This window comes from Vibrio sp. 10N.261.51.A4, assembly GCF_041471945.1.
GTDB classification, from domain to species: domain Bacteria; phylum Pseudomonadota; class Gammaproteobacteria; order Enterobacterales; family Vibrionaceae; genus Vibrio; species Vibrio crassostreae_C.
The window spans coordinates 35,010-54,673 of the sequence record NZ_JBFRPJ010000039.1 but is presented as its reverse complement, the minus strand read 5'-3'; the positions used below and the strand labels follow the sequence as shown (position 1 = coordinate 54,673).

The window sequence follows — 19,664 nt, the reverse complement described above, 5'->3', positions numbered from 1 at the left end:
TAAGACCTAAACAAAAGCCAGCTTAATCGCTGGCTTTTTTTCCTTTAAAATCAGTAAAATAAGAGCCGCGCACTTGCAGCTCTTTTTCCTAGTGACTAATCCGATAGAGAAAGGCAACGGTCACATTATCGTTAGGCACAACTCGCTTCTGCTGAGCCAAAAACAATTCCGCTGTCGAAACGGCATCGGCTAATGCATTGTGGCTGTTGTACTCAGGAAGCCCGTACCTTTCGCGAGTCCCTGCCAAGGTTAAATCGACTTCTTCATGATTGCTGATCGCTTTCTCCATGCTTTTCTCAATACACAAGGTATCAAGCCAAAGCAGAGGAATCGCTCTTAAACCGTAGCAGCGAAGAAGGTATTGGCTAATGAACTTCTCTTCGACTACACACGCGTGCGCGACGATAATCTTGCCTTTCGCTGCTTCGAAGAAAGCGATCATCGCATCATGAATAGATGCGCCCTCTTCCAGCATCTGTGGTGTGATGTGGTTAATCACCGCAGTTTCAGCGTTAATCTGAGAATCATTGTTCAGGTAGATATGCTTGGCAGAAGCCAAATCGATTCGTCCTTTCACCACATCGACCCATCCCATAGACAAGATAAGATCTTGTTCGCTGTCTAAGCCTGTGGTTTCGAGATCCAACACGATATAGTCGCTGTCTTTGGCCAAATCCGTCATTTCAGGACAAGGCTGCTCTACGAGAGCATGTAACGCCTCTGGCAACTTAACCGTTCCCAAATATTGCTTACGTTTACGTTTAATTCGCTCAAGCGGGTGAAAATAGTTTAACAAGGCTTTCATTAACGCGCTCCGAAACGAATTTTCGCCGCTTCTTGAAGGTCAGCAATGATCCTAAAGGCATCTTTCAAGTGTTTACGCTCAAAGCTACCAAAGCTATCTGGGTTGATGTTGTTGTCAGGCACATCCCCGTTCTTCAGCGCTTCAAGTTGATGGCCAAAACGGAAAGAGAGAATGAACTGGTAAGCACCCAGAATGTTCTTGAATGCATCGTCGCTCAGCATGCCTTTTTCATTGGCAGCAGCGAAACGTTCGTCAGTCGCCGACAAATCGCACTCCACAGCAAGGCCATAAATACGCGCTAAGTCGATAATCAAGTTGATCGCGTACTTCTTCACGTTCAACGTTTTCTTATTCTCACCTGACTTCTCTAGCACTAAGCTATTGAAGATGCCAAGTGGCGGGTTGGTATTGACCGCGTCTTTCACTAGCGTGCTTAAAAACTCACGGTTACCGCGAATATTGCTATGCAGCTCATCGCGCAGAATACCTTCGAACTCACTGTTGCCGTAGATAGTACGAATTTCTAGGAACACACTGATATTAAGCAAGCGTTCGTACTCTGGGTTAGCCACCCACTTCTTGTAGTAGTGCTTCCATACACTGAGTGGCTGACACCATTTTGGCGTCGCAGCCATGAATTTACCTGGACATAATGGGTAGTGACAGCTTGCTAAGCCGTTGGTCACCATCATCGCTAAGTGTTTGAAGTAAATACGGTCACTGTCGGTTGCATCGTCAGCAAGAACAATCGCGCTGTCTTGGTCCGACAACATGTGCACTTCATTACGTGCGTGCGATCCGGCTACGATCCAAGAGAAATCACACGGTGGTGGGCCTAACTTATCAATCGCTATTTGAATCAATCGACGGGTGTAGGCGTCCATAATCATGGTCATTACCTTGCCGACGGTTTCAGGCGCCACTTTACCTTCCACCAGCGCTTCAAAAATAGCTTGTCGCTCTGAGGTGAACGAAGACATGGTTTTCACGCTGCCCGCGTATTTGATTTTCTCGATCAAGAATATCGCTTGAACACGGTGGTTTTGAACCAAATGAGACGTAGTAAGAAGACCAACGACCTTATTCTCTTTCACAACGGGCAAGTTACGGATATTAAATTGCATCATGATAGAGGCCGCATGCAGCACCAGATCATCCGGTTTTACAGTAAGTGGAGAGTGCGTCATTACCTCTGAGATCAGGCTATCAGTACTCACGCCGTGGGCAATCACTCGCTTAGTCATGTCTCGGTCGGTGATCAAACCAACAATGGTTTCACCTTCATAGATCACGGCACACGGTGAGCGTTGATGAAGCATTTCAACCGCAACCGACTGGATGGTTTGCTCAGACTTAACAATTGCCACCTGCCCGCTTGCCACTTCCTCAACTTTACGAATGAACAGGCCTTTCTCTTTATTCGACCAGACCACATCCAGTGCCGACTTCAAGCGAACCTGCGCCTGTGAAGCAAAGTGTTCTGCGCAACTTGGAAAGGCTTTGAAAAGCGTTTGAAGTGCCGAGTGTGGAATCACATAAAGTAAGGTGTTTTCGATTGCGACAGCTCTATAGCCTTTTTCGTCGTTGACTTCAGAATCTAAGAACGTAAAGCCAAACAAATCTTCACTGCCTAGACGAGCACGAAGCACACCATCCGATTTTCGTTGCTCCATAGAGCCCGTTCGAATGATATAGAGCGATTTTTCCTTCCCAGACTCACACAAATCGACCACATCTCCCTTACCGAGATAAGTAATTTGCACGTTAGAGGCAAGTTCGCGAAGTGCTTGTTTAGGGATCTTATCGAATGGGTCGATTTGACCTATGAATTGAAGAATATTTGGCAGTAGAGACTGGGGCATAATCACACTCACAATAATTTAATTAGTATTATTATATAACTTAAAATACTGGTTACTAGTGCTTTTAACGAAACAGCAAATAATAGATTAAATATTGGACACCAGTCAGGTTTTCATCAAATTTGGATGCAAAAAAAGCACGTATGGAACGTGCTTTTTAGAGGTCACTGCTGAAGTTAGCTTTTGTACAACCGTAATTTTAACTTTGACTACCCTAGTTTTGCGAGAATGACCTCTCGTCGATAATGCAAAACGATCAAAGCTAAAATAACAGTGAAAACAATTAACTAACGGCTGGTAATCTGTGATTTGTTTCTAACAGGTGACTTGCTGACGCGTGGCGTGCTTTGTCACTATTACCTGCCATGATTGCTTCATAAATCTGGCGGTGTTCGTTAATACAAGTACTTCCCTCTTCAGAAGAGTGAGAAATAAAGTTAACAAACATGGTCGTCAAGATGTTACCAAATGGAAGGTAGAAGTCGTTACCTGTTGCATTGAAGATCAGGCTATGGAATTTCATATCAATATCTAGCCAACGCTCTTGATCAAGCGTTTCTTCGCTAGAGATTTCTACCATTTGTTGGAAAATACTAGACAGCTCAATACGTTGTTCTGCACTCGCGAACTGAGCAGCTAAAGCACACGCTTCTGGCTCAATTGCACGGCGTAAACCCAAAAACTGATGACAGAATTGGTCTGTATCGGCCAAACCGTCCATCCATTCGATCAATTGTGGATCTAAGAAGTTCCAGAACGCGCGGTTAACAACGCGAGTACCAATCTTAGGACGAGATTCTAATAGACCTTTTGAAGTCAGAAGCTTAACCGCTTCTCTTAATGCTGTTCTACTGATACCAAATTGCTCACACAGAGCCATTTCACCAGGGATAATAGAACCTTGAGGCAAATTGCCCGACAAAATACCACGGGCGATTTCACGTGCAACTTGCACATGAAGGCTTCGCTTAGAGCCTGAAATAGAATTGAAAGAGCCAGCCATGTGTCTACTTACCGATTAGATATGTATTATTTAACTCGGACTATAGCACTGATTTATATCTTCACCAACACAGCATCAGAATAACGTGAGGTCACTACCAGTAAAGGTTGGAGCAATATTTCACAAACCTGCTCATCTTTAGGTTTATAAAACCAATTCAACCTATTAATTCATACAAATAGTTCTCATTTACTATTTCAATGTATGCGTGAACTCACAAAACCACCCTTACTCTCACTATTTATGTCGGTAATAACCCGTTTTTAGATAAACACCCTTGAATATAGCAAGTGTTATTGTATGATTTATTGGCGTGAATAATCTACAATATAGGCGGCTCTGATGTTTAACGATTTAAAAGGCAAACGCATTCTAATTACTGGCTCTACTGCTGGTATGGGTTTAGCTACCGCACGTGTCTTTGCAAAATACGGCGCAAAAATCGGCATCAATAGTCGTGCTTTCAGCCCAAAAGTCGATGACGTTCTATCTGAACTTACCGCACTGGGTGGCGATGTTGCCTTTTTTCCTGCAAACCTAATGGACACATTAGAGTGCGAAAGGTTAGTCAAAGAGTTCACTGATCATTTTGGTGGCATGGACGTGTTGATTAACAACGCCGGTGGCCTTGGTGGTCGCGCCAATCTAGAAAATATCGATGATGAGTTTTATGAGCGCGTAATGAACCTTAATGTTCGCTCTGCGCTGATGACAACCAAGTTCTCTATCCCGCACTTACGCGCCTCTGCTGCTGAGTCCGGGCAAACATCTTGTGTGATTAGCACGGGCTCTATTGCCGCTCGCGAAGGCGGTGGTGTTGGTGCAGGCATCTATGCCGCGTCTAAAGCTTGGTTGCACGACATTCACCGTAATTGGGTGAAAGAGTTCGCACAAGACAATATCCGTTTCAACATTGTTTCACCAGGCACTATCGATACCGCATTTCACGATGGTAAAAGCGACGATTTGAAAGCGACCATTGCTAACAACATTCCAATGGGACGCTTTGGCAATATTGATGAAGTTGCTCCTTCATTTGCTTTCTTTGCATCGCACGCTTGCAGCGGTTACATCACAGGTCAAATCCTAGATGTTAATGGCGGACAAATAACGCCTTAGTTAGCTGGTTTATATAAGCTCACTCAGCGATTTAAGTTCGCCACACTATATAAGGTCAACAGACCAGAGTAGATGAGGGAAAACCTCACACTAAATTCGACGTATACACTGACACTAAACGCCAGATTCGTCTGGCTTTTAGTGTTTTCAAAGTTTCAATTTCAGGTGGTTTAAATGTCAATATTTACATTGGTGGAAGATTCAAGCCGCCGAATTCATGTTCAAGTGGCGAGACAAATTGCTCGCAAGATCTTGTCAGGCGAGTTAGAAGAAAATCAAAAGTTACCCAGCGAAATGGAGCTGTGCGATATCTTTGGAGTAAGCAGAACTGCCCTTCGAGAATCAACCAAGCTACTTTCGGCAAAAGGTTTAATCGAGTCGAAGCCAAAAGTGGGCACTCGTATCAAGCCGAGAACACAGTGGCACTTCTTGGACCCGCAATTGCTGTACTGGATCCAAGATTTAGAAGATACCAAACCCTTCTTGTCTCAATTTTTAGGCTTAAGAAAAGCGATTGACCCGGAAGCGTGTGCACTCGCTGCAACTAATGCAACCGTTGAGCAACGCAAAGAGCTTTCGATTCTTTTCCAGAAGATGACTATCGCGGCAAATAACTTCGATTATGAAGAGTGGACGACCAACGATCACCTGTTTCACCAAACGATTTTCTTATCGACAGGTAATCAGTTTTACATTCCATTCGCGAATATTCTGTCGACTATCTTCAAGCAGTTTATCGACCACTCCGCTGAAGGCGGTCGCTTCTGTTTAGAAGAACACAAAGCGATTTACGACGCGATAATGTCAGGCGATGCCAAGCAAGCTCGAATTGCTTCTCAAGTCCTGCTAGACGATGAGAACCAAAAGCTCTCTAGGGTTGAATTAGCCATCGCATAACCGAGATTAACCAAACTGGCTTGTGTTTCAAAGACACAAGTCAGTCTTGTTTTAGCACCCATTTTTAACCATCAACTACCGTAGTGTTTTCTTCTTTAAACGCTCTACTCCGTCACCTCAGAGAAAGCTTACGGTTATACACATAAGGTGTTGTTTGTGTCTTCACAATCGTACGTAAGGAAAAATTTCTCTCTCGCCTGGCCCCTCGCCTTAAACGGTATCTTGATGCAGTCGATGTTGATGATCGACACACTGCTTGTCTCTCCTCTTGGTGAAATCCCTTTAGCTGCAATGGGGATTGCGACGACTATCGTTGCCTTTGTACTGGGAATTCAAATGGCGCTGGCAAACGGTACTCAGTTAGTATTAAGCCGCGCAGTGGGCTCTGGCATCGCCGCATCATTATCTAAAGCATTTTGGGCAGGGTTATTTATCAACCTTGGCGTAGCAACACTATTTTGGCTTCTACTTACTTTTTTCGAACAACCCTTGATTCAAGCTTTAACAGATGACGCTTCCCTTCACTTAGAAATCAGCCGCTATCTAGACATCTCGAAATACATCGTTATTTTTACCGCGTTAACGCAGGTGATCATTGCTTTATTTAATGCGCTAGGCAGAACTAAAGTCCCATTCAAAGGTTACTTAATTGAACTGCCTATCAATGCTGTACTCTCATATGTGCTGATTCATGGTTTTTCTAATTTTGAAGGGATTGGAGTACAAGGCGCTGCATTAGGCAGCATTATTGCAATAACGATCCGCTTGCTGTATTTGGTTTTGTGCGTGCATTTAAGCTCAGCGATTTCACTCAAATTAGACGCTCAGCGCTCTGAATTCTTTACCAACGTTCGCCGTCACTTTATCGAAATATTCCCTGTAGCAGCGAACGTGACCATGCTTTTGATTGGCGCAACGATATATCAATTGTTGTATTCGCAACTTAACATCAACGCTTACGTAGCGATTACTTTGGTGATGCCTTGGATCAGGGCTGTCTCTCAATTTATTACCGCTTGGGCTCACTCTTCCGCAATTACTATCAGCCAAGCGATTGGCTCTAAAAAGATGGATGACCTAGTCAAAAACGTCGATACCAGTATTGATATTGCGGTCGTCATTTCTTTTGTGTGTGCAATCTTGTTCGCAGGATTAAGTCTGGTCATTGGTGACATTTACCCGAACTTGGATGAGTCTACCTATCAAGCATTGGCCGTTATCGCCCCACTCTACATCTTCTTGCCGATTGTCCGTGGCTACAACACGGTTCATGGGAATGTATTAAGAGCCCTAGGAAAAACGACCGCAGTCTTCAAAATCAACTTTACTGGTCAATGGGTAATTTCAATTCCATTGTGTGCATTGATCATCTTTGGATTAGACGGTTCTATCTTTTGGGCATTTGCCATCCAACCATTCGAAGAAGTCGTGAAAGCTTTCCCATTCCGTCACTTGGCTCGAAAGTCTCTTAAAGAGTTTGATGCCGACAAAGCCAAAGAGTTGATGTATGACTAAACTCCGTATCGAGTTGTCGTCCTAAAATCTTCCTACGCTTTCTGATTACAACCTTGTCTTTTGACAAGGTTGTATTGTTTCAGCTGTACCGTTCATTGGTAAGCTTCATTGTACTCTCGCTGATACCCGGCTCATCTTAAATCTCATAGAAAACAAAAAGACCACTCAACATTCGGTTCAGTGGTCTTCGAAAACATTCCTTAAGGCCTGTTTCTAACTAGCCTTATGTACTATTTGCCGTTCAACTTTAGTGCCGAGAAAGTCACACTGTTATAGTCGCCATTCTTTTTATCGACAGCGAAATCGCCAGTACCGCCACAACCTGGCCCCCATACAGGGTGAGAATCGCTCACGCTACATTGGCCGTATGCGCCCGCTTTGTAATAGAAATCATCTTCAGCATAACCCGTTGGTGAATCAAGCTCATCAATACCCTTGCTCAGATCGATTTCATACTTAACCGTATCGTGACGTTCTGTTTCAAACGTTAGGTACATCATGGTGCCTTTCACTTCCACTTTGTAGCTAAACTCTTCACCAAGAGCAATGCCTGCTTCACCCGGTTCCGCTGGGTTTTCCCAAGTGTTACCCCAAACAGGGTAAGCTATATCGGCACGGTTAGGATCTTTCTTCTCTAGGTTACGCTCATAGTTCCAAAATACTGAACCCATTTCTTGGCCAGGAAACTTCTTATAGAAGATCTTTAGTGGTTCATTACCATGCCCGTAACCAGTTCCAGCTTTGATTAACTCATTATGTTTTTTAGCGTGAATCTGACCAACAACCACCGAGTGAGCTGGGTACTTTTCTGGGTACTTAGCGTTAATCGCTACGTGATTCACTTTTAGGGTCGCTTCTAGCGTGCCGCCAACGGCACTGTACTCGCTTGCTGATGGATGGCTAGACAATGCCCATTGGTTTCCTTTGTCCGCCGTATCGATTGAGAAATCAGCACCGCGTGGCATCTGGCGTAACTCAGAGCGTGCGTTTTTCGAGTTCTTCGTGGTAATAGCTTGGTTTTGTACTTCAAAGACGAGATTACCGTCTTTATCAAGGTGGAAGAAATCGCTGTGTGAGTAGCTCATCATTGCCACCCCTTCGATTTCGTCAACACGTCCATCTTCATTGATATCTGAAGGTATAGTTATTTTCCAATTGTGCATATCGAATTTATCGGCAGGTACGGGGTAAGAAACACCGTTATTTGCGAAAGTAACCATTGGTACAGTCGCTAATAGCGCCACTGCTAATATGTTTTTCTTAAACATGACTCATCCTTTATTGTTAACAGATACCGAGTACACACTCAGTACAGAAACCACTTTTGAACACGAATTAGTACTAAATATTTTCTCTTCGACTTAAATAAGCCAACCGATAAATAGAATTTACATTTAGCCATTTTGTAACTTTTATTAAACATCTGGCTATGGTTTATATTTATGCCTCTCAACATGCTCCCTATGTTTAAGCCACGATGGTTAAAATCATCATTATTAACATATAGAAACACTTAATATTTGTATTATTTTAACACATGCAAAAAAGTGAGTTTCTAAGGTTTGTGAATATGAGAAGTACGTCATGATTGATTTAATACACAAGCCCTAAATTGAGATATTCATAACATTTAGCTATATACTTGGGCCATTAGTCAGAACTTTTTGATAGATCTCACAGAAATCTGACTCAATAATAAATACCATATTTGTCATACATTAATTTAATACCATTTAAGGTATTGGTTTGTGAGCCACGGGTACATTGGATGTATCCAGAATTAAAAAATAATAGTGAGACAAAGGTATGAATTCTGTTACAAAAATTGCTGCAGCTGTTGCATGTACTCTTTTAGCGGGCACAGCTACTGGTGCATCTCTTGATTATCGTTACGAGTATCGTGCTGCGACGGATTATACAAAAACAAATGGCGACACGGCTCACGTAGACGCTCGCCATCAACACCGAGTGAAGCTAGGTGAAAGCTTTAAACTGTCAGATAAGTGGAAGCACTCAACGGGCCTTGAAGTTAAATTCCATACTGACGATTCTTACTACGACGCAGATTCTGGCGAAGTTAAATCAGCAAACAGTAGAAGCTTCTATGACGGCAATTGGTATATTTACGGTATGGAAGTAGAAAATACAGCAACTTACAAAGTCGATAACAACTGGTATCTACAAGTTGGTATGCCGATCGCTTGGGACTGGGATGAGCCGAACTACAACGGCGGTGACTGGAAGATGAAAAAAGTCACTTACAAACCTCAATTCCGTGTTGGTTATAATGCGGATATGGGATTAACGACTGCCATTCGTTACCGTCACGAGTATGCTGATTTCCGCAACCATACACAGTTTGGTGATAAGGATTCAGAAACTGGCGAACGTTTAGAATCAGCTCAAAAATCCAAAATAACGCTAACAGGTGCATATAAAATTGAGTCTCTACCGAAGCTTGGTCTTTCTTACGAAGCAAACTATGTAAAATCTTTGGATAACGTACTTCTTTATAATAGTGATGACTGGGAATGGGATGCTGGCTTAAAAGTAAACTACAAGTTCGGTTCTTGGAAACCTTTTGCTGAGATTTGGTCTTCTGATATCAGCTCATCTTCTAAAGATCGCGAAGCAAAATACCGTGTTGGTGTTGCTTACTCATTCTAATTAGAAATAGTCAATTTATAAAATACCCCTCTCCTCTTGTAAATTTTTGGGGCATATTTTAAGCACTTTATTTAAATAATAGGATGTTCTAATTAACGTTAGTTTCATCCTAATAAATATTTAACGACTATTCATTATCTATTTCTTATGTGATTTACATATGGATTTAATATCATAAAGAGAATATTTTATGCAGATTTCTAAAGTCGCTACAGCTGTCGCTCTTTCGACAGGTTTATTATTTGGTTGTAACAGTGACGGTTTACCTATCCCGACCGATGGTTCTACTGATCCAGGTAACCAACCTTCAGCATTAACTACGGGTTACTGGCAAATCAGTGATGGTAACTCCGCTTCAATATCCGCGTCATCAAACGCTGATCTACCAAATGTTTATGTTTTCCAAGAAGATGGCAATCATAAATACTATGACGATGATGATGACTTAGGTACTTACACGATTAAAGATGCAAGTGCTTCTACTAATAATTATGATGAAGAAGCCGGTACGGTCTCTTTCACATATTATGAAACAGGCACATCAACGATCGAAATTCTAGATGGTGTTTTTTCTTTCGATGACGCTGGTGCTCTGAATATTTCAGATAACACCACTGGCATAGACTACTCTGGTTCAGACCAAACTGCGACTGACGCCGTACAAGAAGCTATCAGTAAAGCCAATGAAGCAAATGGTATCAATGGCTACGTTCAAATCTTGGACACCAACAATGGTGGTGTAAAGAATGATGTGGGTGAACTACGTTTGAAATTGTCTGACAGCAGCACAGGGGCAACAGTAGACAGTATCGCATCAGGAAAGGTAACCGTTGACTTAATCTACCAAGTAGATGAAGACACCGAGCAAGAAGCGAATGGTTCAGGTAACAACGCTTATATTAGTCTCTACGCTTCTGGTACTTCTAACACTAATTTACACGGCGAAGTTATTTTTAATGCTGGAGAAATTTTCTACCGTTCCACGGTTACCGATAGTAGCGGTAAACCTCAAATTCCTGATGAGCCTGTAGGCACTTACACTTTAGGTGAAGATCTCGCGGTTGAAATCAGTTGGGCGAGCGGTTACTACACATTCAAAGTCAATGACACTGTATACGACAATAGCGGCAACGGTTTTGAGGCTTTCGACAAAGCTGCCGTTACTATCGTGTCATTGAAGCTTGGTGATACTTCTAACACAACACACTACGAGTTAAACGCTGACAACTTTAAAGTTTATTCGAATGACACAGCTTCTGATGAGCTAGTGTTTGAAGATAACTTTAACAATTACCCGAATGGCCAAGCGCTATCAGGTAATCCGTACAACAACAATACTGCGGAAGCGACAGTTGTTGTTGATGGCGGCAATACTGAGCCAGAACCTGAACCAGATCCAGATCCAGATCCAGAGCCCGGCGAAGTAACAGACAACTTCGATTCTTATACTGTAGGTACGCAGATCGATGTGGCTAACCCTGCGTACCAGACAAAAGGTGTTGATGGGGTTTTAAATACAGCAGTGATCAGTAGTGACTTTGCCAAGTCGGGTTCTAACTCTTTACGAATTGAAGATGGTGCGGACTCAACCACTGATAATAACAAAGCTATCGTTGGCCGCGACTTTGCTAATGGCGCAGCAGAAACTGGCTCTGTTTCTACATCTGTATACATCCCTAGCGATGGCTATGTAAAAGCATCATACATTTTCTTAGGTTCTAATAACGATGCATCATCTAGTGGTCGCTTCACTGAAGTTGTATTTACATCTAGTATGATTAAATTCCGCAACGAATCAGGCAGCCAAGTTGACCTTGCTTCATACTCAAAAGACACATGGGTAGATGTGACCATTTCATGGGTAGATACAGACATTACCGTCAATGTTGATGGAATAGACTACACTGGGTTAAAAGCTGAAAGTGCAGGTGGTTCCCCGACCGCTATTGCGCTATACAATGGTGACAATGGTTCAAAAGGGACATACACCTACTTCGACAACCTAGATTCAGACCTATTCTAGTTCTCACTAGAAAGTCTGTTTGACTTGATTGCTAGATAAAACAAATCCCTATCAACGTAATTTGATAGGGATTTTTTATTGTTAGCTCAAGAATAAAAAGCAGACTGGCGATTCAGTTAAGCTCTCTGACTCAGCGGAACTTTGCTTCAGCGTTGAATAAGCACCGATGCTGCTAGTAACGAATGCCCCCTTGCCTCTCTAACTTATTTAACCCTCTCAAAAGCCCTGTATCTATCATAGATAAACAAAACCCCTCAGCTCTGCACTCAACCCACAAATTATTATTCAGCATCACCGTAGCATACAATCAAGGTATTTACGGCCTGCAAGCAACTAACCCTCAAGCGTATCCCCTTGAGCACTAGATGCGTTTGATCATCGACTTGAGCCCGCCTGAGTATTTCATTAAGCATTGGCGCTAATAAAGTGATGGCTAACCGCCCTTCTATTTATGCAAGAGTTAGAGCACGATTTATGGCTGTTGCTAAGAGTCTTGCTAAACAACCCAAAAGTGACGGTTTCAAGAACAAAACGGGAGTAATCAGCCGAGCTAACGCTTATTAGTAGACCAGGCAAAACAATACGTTCATGTGTAGACGTCGCATTAGTACATACCTTGAGAACGAAGTCGAAGTTTTCTAGCTATGGCGATTCCAAAATAATATTGGCATTGTTTAGCTTTGAATGAGAGCCAATATGACCTGTTATCAGCTGAGATTAATCATGACTGAGGTTAATGGTGATCGGCGATTGGGGAAAGGATAGTGACTGAAACTGATAATGACTAAAGTTAATACTGAATGAGCTTAATGATAATGTCTTAAACTCTGTGCAACTGATAACTACCCCTCTCCTACTCAATTAAATCATACGCTTAAGCCCAACCAACAGCAGGCACAAAAAAGCCTCCAAACCCTAAGGCTGGAGGCTATTGCGATAGCTTTAATATTAAGTGTTATTCGGTTAGATTACTTTTTGTATTGATCGTGCGATACGTCTAGTTGGTAGAAAGTCGCTTGTGAGTAATCGTCTAGGTCGCCGCTGATGTTTTGGTTGTAAACACCGGCTTTGAAGTACATGTACTTGCCGCCTACGTCGTAGCCGCTGTTGCTCATATCAACCACTTGTACAACGTCGTCTTTGCCTTCACGCATTAACGTTACAGTCATCGTGTTGCCTTTAACGTCAATACGGTAGCTGAACACTTCGCCAAGTGCGATACCATCGTCACCCACTTCAGCCGTCATGTCGCCCACTAGAGGGTAGAAGTCCTCTTTAGTTGCGTCTTGGCTTTCGTGTGCGAAGTAAACCGCACCCGTTGCTTGGTTTGGCAGTTTACGGTAGTACAAACGAATTGGTTCATCGTTTTGATCGTGAATCTGACCAATGATAAAGCGGCCTACTTCGTTCGCATTACCTGTTGTTGTTGCGTGATCGATTTTCAACGTTGCTTCTAAAACGCCATCAATACCAGCAGCAGCTTCTAAGTCAGACTCAGGTGCGCTTGAGAATACCCAGTTGTTCTTGTTAACACCTTTAGTGCTAATAGACTGGTCACCACGGCGCATCATTTCGCGAAGCTCTGTACGCGCATACTTAGTATTTTTAGAGGTACGAACACCTTTCACGTAAGACTTGAAGACTAGACCACCATCGTCAGCTGTGTAGAAGATCTCTGGGTGTTGGTAACCGTTTGCAAGGTTCCACTCAGAAACATCATCAGGCTTACCGTTTTTGTCATGGTCGAATGGTTGAGATAGGTACCAATGCGTCATGTCAAAGTTTTCGCTTGGCGCGTTACCTGCAACTGGTGTCGCTGGCAGGCCTGTCGGAACTGGCAGTGCACTGCGTGTGTCACATTCAACTGAGGTCTCACAAGGGTAAACCGCTGCTACACCAAAGTTACCTGAACGAAGATCTTTGCGCGCATCTTTACGTGCTTTTTCCACTGCTTTCATTTCAGCGATAATAACTGCTTCTGCTGCTACCACGTCTGAAGTGATGATATGGCTAGCAGGACATGCGTTAATGTTACAGTTAACCGCAGCTAACCCTGTCACACTGTTCCAACCATTTTTGGTGTTACCGTGACCAACGTATCTTACGTAGCGCGCTTGCACTGCTGGCTCGAATTGGAAACGCTCTAGGCCGATCGCTTTACCTGAGCTCAGTTGGTTTTCAAGTACGGTTGTCCAGGTTTCACCATCGACACTTACTTGAATATCAAATTTAGACTGGCGCTCGTTACCTTTGCTGAAAGATGCTTGAACCGCATCAAATTCTTGAACTGAACCATAATCTAGCATTGCCCACTCACCGTCACCCGCTGAAGACCAACGTGTAGTTAGGTCTTGGTCAATGAGACGATCAGGTCCGTTACCATCATGGCTACTAGCGGCAACAGCAACTGGCGTCAGAAGCGCTTCACCAGTTTCTTTGTTATTTGGGAAATCAACAGTCGGTGTGCTCGTGCTCGCACAACCAACTGCAAGTAAAATAGAAGAAGCGAGTAAGGTTTTTAGAGTAATTTGTTTCATATCTAATCCATTATTATAATACAAAGACAGCGTTCGTAAGTGAAAGATAAATTGGCAAACACGAGCTATAAGGCGTTTTCTCTCTCAGTATTTGCGATAACACAAAAATATTACGTAATCTTATAATACAAATAAAACACTTCGTTGAATAAATGAGACTGGGAACACTTTTCGCTTTTTCCATACTTTAACTGGATCACACTTCCTATTGATAAAAGACAACATATGAAAATTTAGAATGCGAAATGGGCTATCAAGGGCGAAAAATCCGAGCGGTAATGGTGAGAATGTGCATCACTCGAGCAGAGCATTTATCGTTCAGAACATCTCATTCACCAGTGTCGCAGCAGTTAAAAAAAGACCACATTGTTAGGAATCAATATGGTCTTTAAAGCAGTCATTGTTGTTACTCAAACGTTAGCTAATTCAATAATGTTCAGCTCTAAGAGAACTAAAACTCACATCAAACACTTCACCCGCATAGTCGCTGTCTGGCTTAAATTGTGGGTAGATACCCGCTTTGAAGTAGAAAGCGATGTCGTTAGAGGCCCAATCTTGAGTTAAAGAAACGGTTTTGCCATCTTTATCTTGGTAATCCTCTCCCCAACCGATTGAGTGCGAAACCGTGTTGGTGCCATCTAAATCGTGGGTCGCAAGGTAAATACCATCTTGGTCGGCACGAATCGTATAGCGCCACTCTTCACTTGCCGAATAAGTCCCTAACTCGACACTGAACGGGTCACAATGATTACAGTCTTGATTGTTGCGCTCAAAATCGTCATTCAGTATCACTCGTACCGGCTTACCCTCACCTTCCCAAAGCAATTTGACCAATGCTTGATTGATCTTCCAGCCATGGATCTGACCGAGCACTACTTTTGGGTCTTGGCCGTTAATGTTCGGGTAATCTTCAATTCGCAAGCTTGCCGTTAACTCGTGACTGGTTGTGTTGGTTCTGGTGTCGTCCAAATACCAACTGGTATCTTCATCACTGGTGCTGCAATCTGGCTGAACACTGCTTTGATACAACTCCCTGAGCTCAGAGCGAATATAGCTAGAGTTTTGGGTAGAGGTGCCGTATCCCATATCCGCTCTAAAGTGCATTCTTCCTTCATCAGTATTGAAGTAAGAAAGATCAATATCACTGTCGTACACATCGCTGTCATTTGAAAGAAGATCTTTACTCGATTCACAACGTTCTGGTTCTAACTCAGCAGCACTGTCACCACCGCTTCCATACCAATCATTCTTACTCGGTGGAATAGTCAGCTTCCAATCATTAATGTCCCAATCGTTTGATCCATCGATTTGAGTCGTGGTGTATCTCAACGCCTGATAGTAAGCAATCGCTTCACCATTCTCAAATTGGTTATAGATACCCGCTTTGAAGTAGCTCAATAAATGCTGCCAGTAAGCGATGTCTTGATTCACTTTTACTTCATCATTCACTTTGAGCGACAGTGTGTTCTCATAAACAGAAAGATCAAATTTGGTAAAACTGTCCATTTCCGCCTCACCTAAATCGTAGCGCTTGTATGACGTGGCATAACAATCCGAAGAGTCAGCAGCGCTGCTACAATCAATGGCATTGTTTTTCATGACTGCCCAGTAGTGACCTGTGAGGCCATCTCGTTCTTGCTCCCAAACCACACGCAATAGCGGATGAGGGATATAACCCGTACCACTCTCATCAGTCCCCTTATTGTGTATCTGCAGCAACGTCACTTCATCATGGTCGGCAGGTGAACTCGCCATTGCATGCTCGATATCAGGTAAGCTTATTTCCGCATACAAGCTTCGTCTTACACCCGTTTCATTGATATCGAAGTTTTCTCCCTCACGAACCTCAGAACGCATCTTGTAGTTCGTCATTTTGAAGATAAGATTTTCCGTCTCTTCATCAGCATAAAAATAATCACTGACATAACCATCGAAGTTACCATCTTTGACTTCAGAGGTTTTATTGCCCTCCTCTCCATTAGGATCAGAGACCTGAAGATCTGAGCTGGAAAGGATGTTTTGATACTTGGTAATATCATAGGGAGCAACAACACCAGCGGGCATTCCTGGGTTATTGGTATCGGAAGGATCACTGCTGTCACTGGAGCTGCTTCCACCGCAGCCATACGTAAGCGAAGCGAGTACTACGACGAAGATTGGCTTATTCACATTTATCTCACTTATCCATAAGAATAGAGTGACAATGTATATTTGTACTATTTTATGTCAATTATATATTTATCAGAATGTGAGATGCGGCAAATGAAGTGGGATGAATGAGTATTGCGTAGAGTTAGACTCAAGAAAAACGCAGAAAGGCCACTCTAAACTCGCAAGCTATTGAGTGGCTCTCAGATCAACAACTAAACTTAGTATGTTGATTTTTAAATATAAATATTAGAAAAGTTAAACCTTAAAGCTGCTCATCAAGTCACTAACGCTGCCGTTAAGTGTTTTGATTTCTGCTGATTCAATCAACTGATCTTGGCTTAGCTTATTAAGCTCCTCAACAAAGCTTTCAATCTTATGCATGTTCTTAGCAATGCTCTGAATAAGGGCGTTCTGCTCAACAGACGAACCCGAAATATCGTTATTAAAACGACTTACCGTTTCCATCTGTTCCGTTAGCTTGGCCAACATATTTACCGCTTGAACCACTTGGGCACGCGTCATTTCACAGTTACTTTTGGTCAACTCAATCGATTTAACCAAACCATCTGATTTAGACTGCAAGCCAGACAGCGCTTCATCAATTTCAGAAGTACTGATTTGAGTTCGGTTGGCTAACGCACGGACTTCATCAGCAACCACCGCGAAACCTCGGCCATGCTCACCCGCTCTCGCCGCTTCAATTGACGCATTCAATGCCAGCAAATTAGTTTGTTCCGCAATTCCTCCAATCACAGACACGATAGACTGGATGCTCTGCGTTTCATTCGCCATTGAGCGAATATCATCAGAGGTGGTGCAGACTTGCTTCTCAAGATCACTGATATAGGTTTCCGTCACGGTGTTAATTTGTTTCGTCTCATCACTGAACACAGCGGCCTCTCTTGCTGCTTCTGCCGCCGACTGAGAACTCTTCTCGACTTCGTTTGATGCTTCAGATAAGCCGTTAATTGCAGAGACCACTTGAACCGTTTCATCAGTGTGAACTTTCAGTACATCGCTGGTTTCTTTACAACCTTCACGAATACTCAGTACCTTAGTATCGAGATCCGAGTTCTTAAATTTGACGTCCTTAACCATCTCTTGCAGACCAATGATGAACAAGTTGATGTCTTTGGCGATATGCCCTAAGTCATCATTCCCCTTTTCAACAAGCCTTTGAGTCAGGTCTCCGTTACCTTGAGATAGATCGTGGACGATTTTTCTCAGTGACACGATTGGGCGGTAGAAGCGATTCAGCAGTAAAATCATCAATATCACCGAGCCAAGCACACATGCCACGATAAGGATACGCGCACTCGACATCACGCCATTCAACTGATTGAGCGCGAGTTCAGGATCGATACTAGATATCATGTACCATTCTTTCTGGCTGCCAATATCCACTTTCTTGGCCATCAAAATTCTCTGGTTGCCATCAATCACACCCTCAATGAATTGGTCAGGCTGTTCAATGGCACTATTGAGTCTCATCTGAGTATCTGCAGAAGATATATTGCTTTGCGGAAGTACGTTTTCGACTGTTGAAGCGACCACCATCCCTTTCTCGTCGATAATAATGCCTTTGGCTTCGTAGATACTGTCCAGCTGTTTAAGCTGAGTTTCCAAATCATCAAATCGAATGTCTGCCATGATGACGCGATCTTGATAGGTGTAAGTCACACCAATCATAGGTACTTGAGTACTCTTGGTGAAAAACAGATCACTAAAAGATAAACCTGATTTCAATTTCGCTTGTTGATACCAAGGACGAGTCGTTGGGTTGTATTTTTCTTTGATTCCAACACCGTTTGGGAAAGACTCTGAAGGACGAGAAGTATAAGAACGACCATCATCAAAACCCACTACAATCTTGTCAATACCACCGAGCTTAGCGGCAAAATGCATCAGCGCTTCGTTTGGTACTTGGTATGGGGATTTCATGAACTCTTGTGCAACGGAATTGACCGTATCGATGGTGCGCTGGACGGTGCTTTCAATCTGATTAATTTCTATCGTTAACGAGTGATCAATCTCGTTATAAATCGTTTGGTTTACTTGATCAGTCGCCAAGTTAAGCGTGAACCAGTTCGTAAATGCCAAGGCACTGGAACTGACGATCGCCACCATTAAAATCAATTTTCCTTTAAACCCTAGAGACAATTTTGAATTCATAAAACTCATAATCCATATCAACCTATGTCTATTATTTTTATCCGAATGAAATGGTCATTTTTTAGATATTCGAAGATACGGGAAGCAAAACTTGTTCATGCCGTTCCATCGTCACAACCATCAATTTAATTAATATTGTATGCTTAATTGACCGATCATTCTGTGAGCAATCTTGATATATTAAAACTGGCTAAAATAGCCCTGTGACATAGTTATCATTTATGCGTTTTGACTTTCATCTCATTGAATAAAATCACTATAAATTTGTAAAACGTCCAATTTCATAGTGAAAAGTCATATTTCTGTCGATAATTATCATCACCAGATTTTACTGCCCCACGCTACCTAATAGTATGCAAAAATGAGTCTTAACTCACACTTCTACCAACTAACCATTCACTAAAGGCATTCAATATTAAAATTTATTTGTAATACAATAAGCCTTAAGTTATGGTGTATTTGAATCATAACTTAAGTTCTTTCTGGATGCTTTTGTTCAATTCAAAGTGATAATTGAAGCAGCCGCTTTAAGGTCATTGAACGCGTTTAACGTAGAAACTGTCGGGGGATCTCGTTATTCGTTTTTTCACTTGCTATTGACCATTTGTTTTTCCAGACGGCTCGTCCGAACATGCCCATACAGTCACCAGCTGTGTGGGTTTTTTTTACTTTCTTTTCAGACCCGATATACGAGCGGTGTTAAGCCATCGCCAACAATCAGTTAAGTGCACTGGTTTAAGCTTGCGAGGAAAAGTGAGTGAGTTGGTGCTAGAAGGCTTTGAATTTACAAATAGATATAGATATAGATATAGATATAGATATAGATATAGAAACAAAAATAGGAATTGAGGCAGTAACAAAGTTGAACAGAGTTTTGAGTAGGTGTAGCTGAGGAAGTAGAAGTAGAAGTAGA

The 19,664-nt window shown here is 42.5% G+C and carries 12 protein-coding genes; 5 read left to right on the top strand and 7 right to left on the bottom strand.

The window, feature by feature from the left end; genetic code table 11:
- Positions 1 to 88 precede the first annotated feature (88 nt).
- The 3 genes from AB4384_RS09945 to AB4384_RS09935 form a co-directional block, all read right to left on the bottom strand.
- A complete protein-coding gene (locus AB4384_RS09945) occupies positions 89 to 805 on the bottom strand; it encodes a 3'-5' exonuclease (protein ID WP_136981706.1) in 717 nt (238 codons plus the stop codon).
- Positions 805 to 2,667, bottom strand: coding sequence for a DUF294 nucleotidyltransferase-like domain-containing protein (locus AB4384_RS09940; RefSeq protein ID WP_017069961.1), 1,863 nt, complete (start codon positions 2,665 to 2,667; stop codon positions 805 to 807). Before AB4384_RS09940 ends, AB4384_RS09945 begins: the two co-directional genes overlap by 1 nt.
- A gap of 283 nt (positions 2,668 to 2,950) precedes the next feature.
- Positions 2,951 to 3,670 carry a FadR/GntR family transcriptional regulator gene (locus tag AB4384_RS09935; protein WP_136981708.1) on the bottom strand — a complete coding sequence of 240 codons (720 nt, stop codon included), beginning with the start codon at positions 3,668 to 3,670 and terminating at the stop codon, positions 2,951 to 2,953.
- A 342-nt stretch (positions 3,671 to 4,012) separates the two neighbouring features.
- On the opposite strand from AB4384_RS09935, the gene AB4384_RS09930 reads away from it, so the two are divergent.
- The 3 genes from AB4384_RS09930 (at position 4,013) to AB4384_RS09920 (ending at position 7,201) form a co-directional block, all read left to right on the top strand.
- Complete coding sequence (locus AB4384_RS09930) at positions 4,013 to 4,789, top strand: SDR family NAD(P)-dependent oxidoreductase (RefSeq protein ID WP_048607046.1); 777 nt, start codon at positions 4,013 to 4,015, stop codon at positions 4,787 to 4,789.
- A 174-nt stretch (positions 4,790 to 4,963) separates the two neighbouring features.
- Positions 4,964 to 5,686 carry a FadR/GntR family transcriptional regulator gene (locus tag AB4384_RS09925; RefSeq protein ID WP_048613964.1) on the top strand — a complete coding sequence of 241 codons (723 nt, stop codon included), beginning with the start codon at positions 4,964 to 4,966 and terminating at the stop codon, positions 5,684 to 5,686.
- Positions 5,687 to 5,833: 147 nt separating this feature from the next.
- Entirely contained in the window at positions 5,834 to 7,201 is a 1,368-nt protein-coding gene (locus AB4384_RS09920; RefSeq protein ID WP_080582237.1) for an MATE family efflux transporter, read from the top strand.
- Positions 7,202 to 7,431: 230 nt separating this feature from the next.
- On the opposite strand, the gene AB4384_RS09915 is transcribed toward AB4384_RS09920, so the two are convergent.
- On the bottom strand, positions 7,432 to 8,469 hold the full coding sequence (locus AB4384_RS09915) for a polysaccharide lyase family 7 protein (protein WP_017061470.1): 1,038 nt from the start codon (positions 8,467 to 8,469) through the stop codon (positions 7,432 to 7,434).
- Between the two features lie 538 nt (positions 8,470 to 9,007).
- On the opposite strand from AB4384_RS09915, the gene AB4384_RS09910 reads away from it, so the two are divergent.
- Positions 9,008 to 9,868 (top strand): oligogalacturonate-specific porin KdgM family protein, encoded by an 861-nt coding sequence (locus AB4384_RS09910; protein WP_017072468.1) that lies wholly within the window; start codon positions 9,008 to 9,010, stop codon positions 9,866 to 9,868.
- 190 nt (positions 9,869 to 10,058) lie between these two features.
- Positions 10,059 to 11,891, top strand: a complete 1,833-nt coding sequence (locus tag AB4384_RS09905) for a hypothetical protein (protein ID WP_136981709.1) — start codon at positions 10,059 to 10,061, stop codon at positions 11,889 to 11,891.
- A 968-nt stretch (positions 11,892 to 12,859) separates the two neighbouring features.
- Here the strand turns inward: AB4384_RS09905 and AB4384_RS09900 are convergent.
- From AB4384_RS09900 to AB4384_RS09890, 3 genes are all read right to left on the bottom strand, one after another.
- The gene (locus tag AB4384_RS09900; protein WP_017069952.1) at positions 12,860 to 14,428 is read right to left on the bottom strand and encodes a polysaccharide lyase family 7 protein; all 1,569 of its coding nucleotides are present in this window, start codon (positions 14,426 to 14,428) and stop codon (positions 12,860 to 12,862) included.
- Positions 14,429 to 14,854: 426 nt separating this feature from the next.
- Positions 14,855 to 16,597, bottom strand: a complete 1,743-nt coding sequence (locus tag AB4384_RS09895) for a polysaccharide lyase family 7 protein (RefSeq protein WP_372129401.1) — start codon at positions 16,595 to 16,597, stop codon at positions 14,855 to 14,857.
- A gap of 237 nt (positions 16,598 to 16,834) precedes the next feature.
- Positions 16,835 to 18,706: a methyl-accepting chemotaxis protein gene (locus AB4384_RS09890; protein WP_102320524.1), complete on the bottom strand. Its 1,872-nt coding sequence runs from the start codon at positions 18,704 to 18,706 to the stop codon at positions 16,835 to 16,837.
- Positions 18,707 to 19,664: the final 958 nt, after the last annotated feature.